We start from the raw sequence: 7,622 nt of genomic DNA on the forward strand, positions 1-7,622 counted from the left end.
TACAGCTGGTAGGAAGGCCAAGACGCCATGTCGCTCCTCGCCCCGTCCGAAACGGCCTACCATCTCGACGACGAGACGCTGCGCGAGCGGCTGGATGCGCTCCGTCCGATCCCGCGCATTTCCATCCAGGCCTTCTGCGAGACGCCGGAGGTCGCCGGTGCGATCGAGGCGGCGGGCTCCGACCGGCGCATGGCGAAGGCGCATCTGCGCGTTCACACCGGGGGCATCCGCGCGGCGGCCGAGCATTACGCTTCGGCGCCGACGCCCAACCTCGTCATCCTGGAATCCCAGTTAGCCCCGGCCGAACTCCTCGCCGAACTCGACACGCTCGCCGATGTCTGCGACCCCGGCTCCAAGGTCGTGGTCGTCGGGCATTGCAACGACGTGTCGCTCTACCGCGAGCTGACGCGCCGCGGCATCTCGGAATACGTCCTCGCACCGCTGACGCTCGCCGAGTTCATCGGTCTCGTCTCGCAGCTCTTCGCCGCCCCGGATGCGGCTCCGCTCGGGCGCTCCGTCGGCTTCGTCGGGGCCAAGGGCGGCGTCGGCGCCTCCACGATCGCCCACAACGTCGCTTGGTCGATCGGCAAGCTCTTCTCTTCCGACGTCATCCTCGCCGACTTCGACCTCGCCTTCGGCACGGCCAACATCAACTTCGACAAGGACCCGCCGCAGGGCATCGCCGAGGCCGTGTTCTCGGCCGACCGGCTGGACGACGTGTTCCTCGACCGCCTCCTCGCCAAGTGCGCCGACCACCTGTCGCTGCTCGCCGCCCCCTCGACGCTGGAGCGGACCTACGATTTCTCGACCGAGGCCTTCACGCCGCTGATCGAGGCGGCCCAGCGCGTCACCCCGTCGGTGGTGCTCGACCTGCCGCATGCGTGGAACGACTGGACACGCGACGTCCTGCAGCGGATCGACGAGATCGTGATCGTGGCGACGCCCGATCTCGCCAACCTCCGCAACGCCAAGAACCTCGTCGAGACGCTGAAGCGGCTGCGCCCCAATGATGCGCCGCCGCGCCTTGTGCTCAACCAGACGGCGATGCCCAAGCGCCCCGAGATCGACATCGCCGAATTCTCCGAGCCGCTGGGTCTCGCGCCGCTCGCCACCATCGCCTTCGATCCGGCGGCGTTCGGCACGGCCGCCAATACCGGGCGGATGGTCTGCGAGTCCGAGCCCAAGCACCCCTCGGTGGAAGCCTTCGCCGAGATCGCGCATGCGGTGACGGGACGCAGTTCCGCCAAGCGCGCGCAGAAGTCCACGCGCTCGGGCCTCTTCGGCCTGATGCGCCGCCGTTAGTCGCGGAGGGAACATGTTCGGAAAGCGCGGCCCCGATACGCCAGCCAAGGTCCCTGCGCCGGCCGTCGCGCTGGCCGCGTCGCGCGCGCCTGCGCCCGCGGCAGTGCCCGTCGTGCCGGCGGCCGCGCCGGCCCCGATGCGCCGCCCTCCGGAGCCGGCCCCCGCGCCCGCGGCCACGGCGAAGATCCGCCCCGACAGCTACTACGAGACGAAGAGCAAGGTCTTCGCGGCGCTGATCGACACGATCGACCTCAGCCAGCTCGCGCGCCTCGAGACCGAGGCGGCGCGCGAGGAAATCCGCGACATCGTCAACGACATCATCGCGATCAAGAACTTCGCGATGACGATCGCGGAGCAGGAGGACCTCCTTGCCGACATCTGCAACGACGTCCTCGGCTACGGGCCGCTGGAGCCGCTGCTCGCGCGCGACGACATTGCCGACATCATGGTCAACGGCGCCCGCCAGACCTTCATCGAGGTGAACGGCAAGGTGCAGGAAGCCGGCGTGCGCTTCCGCGACAACCAGCAACTCCTCAACATCTGCCAGCGCATCGTGTCGCAGGTCGGCCGCCGCGTCGACGAATCGTCGCCCATCTGCGACGCGCGCCTGCCGGACGGCTCCCGCGTCAACGTCATCGCGCCCCCGCTCGCGATCGACGGCACGGTGCTGACGATCCGTAAGTTCAAGAAGGACAAGCTCACCCTCGACCAGCTGGTCGGCTTCGGCGCGATCTCGCCGGAGGGCGCTGAGATCCTCCAGATCATCGGCCGCGTGCGCTGCAACGTCGTCATCTCCGGCGGCACGGGCTCGGGCAAGACGACGCTCCTCAATTGCCTGACGCGCTACATCGATGAGGACGAGCGCATCATCACCTGCGAGGACTCGGCCGAACTCCAGCTCCAGCAGCCCCACGTCGTGCGCCTCGAAACCCGCCCGCCCAACATCGAGGGCGAGGGCGAGATCACGATGCGCGACCTCGTCAAGAACTGCCTGCGCATGCGTCCCGAGCGGATCATCGTCGGCGAGGTGCGCGGCCCGGAGGTCTTCGATCTCCTGCAGGCCATGAACACCGGCCACGACGGATCGATGGGCACGATCCACTCCAACTCGCCGCGCGAGTGCCTCAACCGTATCGAGTCCATGATCGCGATGGGCGGCTTCTCGCTCCCCTCGCGCACGGTGAAGGAGATCGTCACCGGCTCGATCGACATCATCGTCCAGGCCGCGCGCCTGCGCGACGGCTCGCGCCGCATCACCCACATCACCGAGGTGCTGGGCATGGAAGGCGACGTCATCACCACGCAGGATCTCTTCGTCTACGACATCCTCGGCGAGGACTCGCGCGGCAAGCTCCTCGGCCGCCACCGCTCCACCGGCGTCGGCCGTCCCGCCTTCTGGGATCGCGCGCGCTACTATGGCGAGGAGCAGCGGCTCGCCCGTGCGCTCGACGCCGCCGAGATCAAGGGCGCGGGGCCGCAATGATCCTCGCCCTCCTGTTTGCCCTTCTCGTCTCCGTCTCGCTCGGCGCGCTCACCTACGCCATCCTCGAGCCGAAGCTCCAGACCGAGAAGAACGCCCGCAGCCGGCTCGGCCTCTACAAGCAGAGCGAGAGTGAGGTGAACGCCAAGCGCGTCGCGCGCGACCGCCTGCAGGAGGTCGCCAAGCGCCGCAAGTCGATCCAGAGCTCGCTGGACGAGCTCGACGGCAAGCAGAAGGCCCGCAACCGCCACACCCGCAACGTGCCGATCGACCGGCGCATCTCGCAGGCGGGCCTGAAGCTGTCGATGCGCGCCTTCGTCTCGGCCAGCATCGCGCTCGGCCTCGTCATGATGCTGGTCGCGCTCGTGATGGGCGCCCCGCTTCTCCTGGCTGCCGGGCTCGGCGTCGTCGGCGGCCTCGGTGTGCCGCGCTGGTTCCTGACCTTCATGCGAAAGCGCCGGCAGAAGAAGTTCACGGAGGAGTTCGCCAACGCCATCGACGTCGTGGTGCGCGGCATCCGCTCGGGCCTGCCGCTGAACGACACGCTGCGCATGGTGGCGGCCGAGACGCCCGAACCCGTCCGGTCGGAATTCGCGCGCATCGTGGAAGGCCTGCAGATCGGCCTGTCGATGACCGAGGCGGTGGAGCGGCTGTACCAGAACATGCCACTGCCCGAGACGAACTTCTTCGCCATCGTGGTCTCGATCCAGAGCCAGGCAGGCGGCAATCTCGGCGAGGCGCTGTCCAACCTCTCGCGCGTCCTTCGCGAACGCAAGCGGATGAAGGGCAAGATCCAGGCGATGTCGATGGAGGCGAAGGCGTCCGGCGCGATCATCGGGGCCCTGCCGTTCATCGTCGGCTTCCTCGTCTACCTGACCTCGCCCGACTACATCGGGATCCTGTTCGCGACGTCGATGGGCAACATCGTCCTCGCCTGCGCCGGCTTCTGGATGTCGATCGGCATCGTTGTCATGCGCAACATGATCAACTTCGACTTCTGACGCTGCCCTTAGCGCCGCTCGCGGTGCCGCCGGCTCCTCCCGTCTTTCCCAAGGTGCAGCGCCCATGGACGCCGTCCTCAGCCTCCTCGGCCTTTCCAGCGAAGCCGCCCTCGGCCTTCTGGTCGCCATCGCGGTGTTCGCCACGTTCCTGTCGATCGCGCTGCCGCTGATGAGCGGGCGCGAGATGAAGACGCGCATGCGCTCCGTGGCGCTGGAGCGGGACGAGCTTCGCGCGCGAGAGCGGGCGCGCATGGCGAGCGAGCGCGACAACAAGCGCGGCAAGGGGCTGCGCAAGGAGCAGGACCGCTCGTTCGCCGCGCGCGTCGTCGAGAAGCTGGAACTGCGCAACGCCCTGATGGACGAGGCGACGCACACCAAGCTCAAGATCGCAGGCCTTCGCACGCAGCGGGCGACGACGCTGTTTCTGTTCTGCCGGGTCGCGCTGCCGCTGGTCTTCGGTCTTCTCGCCGCGTTCTACATCTTCGGCATCGGCCTTCTCAGCGACTACACCGTTCCGATCCGGATCTTCGTCTGCATCCTCGCCGCCTATGCCGGCTTCTACGCGCCCAACTTCTACGTGAAGAACCGGGCGGCCAAGCGCGGCCAGTCGATTGGCCGCGCCTGGCCGGACGCGCTCGACCTTCTTCTCATCTGCGTGGAATCGGGCAATTCGATCGAGGCCGCCTTCCGCCGCGTCGCCGACGAGATCGGCATCCAGTCGATCGAGCTGGCGGAAGAGCTCGTTCTGGTCTGCGCCGAGCTGTCCTATCTGCCAGAGCGCCGACAGGCCTACGAGAACCTCGTCTCGCGCACCGGCATGGAATCGGTGCGCTCGGTCTCCACCGCGCTGATCCAGGCCGAGCGCTACGGAACGCCGCTCGGCGTCGCGCTGCGCACCATGTCGCAGGAAAGCCGCGACACGCGCATGATGGCCGCCGAGAAGAAGGCCGCCGCGCTGCCGCCCAAGCTCACCGTCCCGATGATCCTCTTCTTCCTGCCGGTCCTCTTCGCCGTGATCATCGGCCCCGCCGTCATCCAGATCATGCAGCGCTGAACTGATGGAGAGAACAAAGAGAATCGGAAGGGATCACATCCCCTACGTTTGTATAGAGAACGCCAAGGTGCAGGCGTTTACGGCTCCGATTGTGCAGCATCCCATCGGCTATCGAGGTGGGCCCATTCTGTCCGGAGCCGACCTCGAACCGTTCCGCCATCATCGCGGAAACATGGTCATCGATCACTTCTCGTCCGAGATATCGCCAACCAATTTCATCCCTGGCGATCTCATTTACGCTGGCCCGATCTACGATCATTTCGGGCATTTTATGGCTGAGATGATTCACAGGATCCTGCCGGCACGCTCACTGGGGCTGAAACACAAGTTCCTGTTTGTTGGAGCGCGCGGTCACACTGCCCATGCCACCTACGAGGGATTGCCGCAGCATATCCAAGACATTCTGTCGTTTCTCGGTCTCAGCGCAGAGGACGTCGTCATCGCATTGGACGACGTGGTCATTGAGCGCCTTCATCTCGTGCCTCAAGCCTCGCAGCACCATGGCGATCCCGCCGATTGGTATCTCGACCTTCTCGATGCTCATTCGAACGAAGTTCTTGATCGGCTTTATGGAGAGGTCGCACGCCCGAAACGACTGTATGTCTCCCGTGCGAGACAGTCGTTGGAGGGGGCTGCTGGGAGAGACGTTTCTTGAGCGCTGGCTTGAAGAAGCCGGCGTCAAGGCGTTCTATCCCGAAACTCATTGTTTTTCCGAACAGATGGACTTCTATCGTAAAGCTGAATGCGTGATCTTTGCACAAGGATCCGCGTGCCACGGGACAGAGCTCCTTGGGCGCCGAGGTTTGGAAGCCGCAATTCTGATCCCGAAATCGATCAAGAGCGATTTCTTCCGTCGCATCTTGTCTCCGAGGGCGCGTCGCTTCTGTGTGGCGGGGGCGCCGAACCAGATCGGGACGATGTATTATCATCCGCAAACCCGATTCCAATATGTCCACTTGGATGTGTCCCTCGTGGATTATCACGCTCTTGCCGATTGCTTGCTGACGGACGAAATCCGGCCCCCACCCATCAAGCCCTGGACTTATCGCCTTGCTGCAGCGCGAGACCTCCGACGCTACATACGCGAGGCGTTTCGGGCCAAAGGAGCGGATTATCGGCAGGCCACTCGGTTGGTTATGACCTTTCTGATGCGCGTGTTTGGAACGGTGGGAACGTCATCCAACTGACCCCTTGCCGAGATGCCTGTCGCGGCTCAGCCGCGGTCCTCCGCGGCGAGTTCCGACCAGGTGTTCTTCTGCGCCAGCATCTGGCGGAGATAGGCGACGTTGGCCTTGGCCTCGTCGGGGCTGAGGACCGCGGACGCGGTGCGTTCGGCCTCGTCGAACCGGCCCTGCAGCCCCATCACCAGCGCGAGGTTCTGGCGCACGCGCGCATCGGCACCCGGCAGCTTCACGGCCCGTGCGAGGTAGGTCTCGGACTTCGGCAGGTCTTTCGACAAGAGATAGGACATGCCGAGATTGGACAGGATCGACGGCTCGTTCGGCTCGAGAACGAGCGCCTTGTCGTAGAGAACGCGCGCCTTCTCCGGCTGGCCGAGCTGGTCGAGGATCGCGCCCTCGGCCGACAGGAGGCGCCAGTCCGGGCGGTCCGGCGTCTGCGCGCGGCGCACGGTCTCCAGGGCCTTCGGCAGGTCGCCGGCCGCCGCCAACGCCTTGCCGTAGGCCGCCAGCACGTCGCGATCGTCGGGATGAGCGATCGCCACCTGGCGCATCACGGCGAGCGACTGCTCGTTGCGCCCGTTCATCTGAAGTGCCGCGGCGAAGGCGAGGCCGTTCGCCTTGTCCTTCGGATTGCCCTCGTAGCGCGCGCCATAGGCCCGCACCGCGCTGGCGAGCTGGTCGGCCGACATCTCGGAGAGCGCGGGCTCGCCGCGCGGCACCGTCGAGGTGCTGGAGGCCGTGGACGGCCCGATCGAGCCCGTGTGCATGCGCGAGGTCTGGTTGCACCCGGCCAGAAGCGCCAGCGTCAGGAAGCCGCCGGTGAGCGCGATGCGCCTTGCATGGGTCGCGGAGCGGGCGTAGGCCCCTGCCTCGAGCGAGGCTTCGGGCCGGCGGTTGGGTTCGAAGGCGCGCATGGGTCCCGATCCGGCTGTGCAGTCTGTCGTCTCAGCCATAAATCGTTAACCTTACCGCTCCCTTAATCCTCTGGAGCGCACGCGAGGACCTTAGTGAGATGACCAATCGCCTCCTGTCCGCCGCTCACGACGCCCGACCCGTCCATCCGGTGGGGGAGGGCGACCTCGGCGGCCTGCCCGCGCCGCTCGGGCCCTGGGTTCAGGCGATGGGCTGGAAGGGCAGCGCGGGCGGCGTCCTCGTGGCGCCCGGCGCTGACGGCGCCCCCGCCTCCGCCGCGCTTGGCCTCGGCGGCGCGGGCGCGAGCCCGGCCGAGCGGGCGCTTCTCGCGGGCGCGCTCGCGACCGCCTTGCCGTCGGGGGACTGGGCGCTCGCCGACGGGCACGGGCTCGACCCGGAACTGGCCGTCCTGGGCTTCCTGATGGGCGCCTATCGCTTCGACCGCTACCGTTCCAAGACCGCAGAGGAGGGTGCGCGTCTGGCGCTGCCCGAAGGCGCCGACGAGGCGCGGGTCCGCCTTCACGCCGGCGCGGTCGCGATGGTGCGCGACCTCATCAACACGCCGACCAACGATCTCGGACCGGACGGGATCGAGGCGGCTGCCCGCGCGCTGGCCGAAGAGTTCGGCGCCGCCCTGTCGGTGATCACCGGCGACGCGCTCTTGGCCGAGAACTTTCCGATGATTCATGCGG

General features: G+C 66.8%; 7 protein-coding genes and 1 pseudogene. 7 read left to right on the forward strand and 1 reads right to left on the reverse strand.

Annotated features, from left to right (window positions below; all coding sequences use genetic code 11):
- The first annotated feature begins 27 nt into the window (after positions 1-27).
- The 6 genes from QZ753_RS19355 (at position 28) to QZ753_RS19380 (ending at position 6,024) form a co-directional block, all read left to right on the forward strand.
- Positions 28-1,302: a CpaE family protein gene (locus tag QZ753_RS19355; RefSeq protein WP_294646187.1), complete on the forward strand. Its 1,275-nt coding sequence runs from the start codon at positions 28-30 to the stop codon at positions 1,300-1,302.
- A 136-nt stretch (positions 1,303-1,438) separates the two neighbouring features.
- Positions 1,439-2,785, forward strand: coding sequence for a CpaF family protein (locus tag QZ753_RS19360; protein WP_294646193.1), 1,347 nt, complete (start codon positions 1,439-1,441; stop codon positions 2,783-2,785).
- A complete protein-coding gene (locus tag QZ753_RS19365) occupies positions 2,782-3,783 on the forward strand; it encodes a type II secretion system F family protein (protein WP_294646188.1) in 1,002 nt (333 codons plus the stop codon). Before QZ753_RS19360 ends, QZ753_RS19365 begins: the two co-directional genes overlap by 4 nt.
- A 64-nt stretch (positions 3,784-3,847) precedes the next feature.
- Positions 3,848-4,837 carry a type II secretion system F family protein gene (locus QZ753_RS19370; protein WP_294646189.1) on the forward strand — a complete coding sequence of 330 codons (990 nt, stop codon included), beginning with the start codon at positions 3,848-3,850 and terminating at the stop codon, positions 4,835-4,837.
- Positions 4,838-4,841: 4 nt separating this feature from the next.
- Complete coding sequence (locus QZ753_RS19375; protein ID WP_294646190.1) at positions 4,842-5,492, forward strand: hypothetical protein; 651 nt, start codon at positions 4,842-4,844, stop codon at positions 5,490-5,492.
- On the forward strand, positions 5,446-6,024 hold the full coding sequence (locus QZ753_RS19380; protein WP_294646191.1) for a glycosyltransferase 61 family protein: 579 nt from the start codon (positions 5,446-5,448) through the stop codon (positions 6,022-6,024). The genes QZ753_RS19375 and QZ753_RS19380 overlap by 47 nt, the downstream gene beginning before the upstream one ends.
- Before the next feature lie 26 nt (positions 6,025-6,050).
- Here QZ753_RS19380 and QZ753_RS19385 read toward each other — a convergent pair whose 3' ends face one another.
- On the reverse strand, positions 6,051-6,932 hold the full coding sequence (locus QZ753_RS19385) for a tetratricopeptide repeat protein (protein WP_294646192.1): 882 nt from the start codon (positions 6,930-6,932) through the stop codon (positions 6,051-6,053).
- 98 nt (positions 6,933-7,030) lie between these two features.
- Here QZ753_RS19385 and QZ753_RS19390 point away from each other — a divergent pair.
- Positions 7,031-7,622 (forward strand): annotated as a pseudogene (locus QZ753_RS19390) (leucyl aminopeptidase family protein); the annotation flags it as partial.

It is taken from the genome of uncultured Aureimonas sp. (assembly GCF_913775355.1).
Taxonomy (GTDB): domain Bacteria; phylum Pseudomonadota; class Alphaproteobacteria; order Rhizobiales; family Rhizobiaceae; genus Aureimonas.

Coding starts and splice junctions, on each gene's coding strand:
- QZ753_RS19375 (WP_294646190.1), top strand. CDS start 4,842: ATGGAGAGAACAAAGAGAATCGGAAGGGATCACATCCCCTACGTTTGT.
- QZ753_RS19365 (WP_294646188.1), top strand. CDS start 2,782: ATGATCCTCGCCCTCCTGTTTGCCCTTCTCGTCTCCGTCTCGCTCGGC.
- QZ753_RS19355 (WP_294646187.1), top strand. CDS start 28: ATGTCGCTCCTCGCCCCGTCCGAAACGGCCTACCATCTCGACGACGAG.
- QZ753_RS19370 (WP_294646189.1), top strand. CDS start 3,848: ATGGACGCCGTCCTCAGCCTCCTCGGCCTTTCCAGCGAAGCCGCCCTC.
- QZ753_RS19385 (WP_294646192.1), bottom strand. CDS start 6,932: ATGCGCGCCTTCGAACCCAACCGCCGGCCCGAAGCCTCGCTCGAGGCA.
- QZ753_RS19360 (WP_294646193.1), top strand. CDS start 1,439: ATGCGCCGCCCTCCGGAGCCGGCCCCCGCGCCCGCGGCCACGGCGAAG.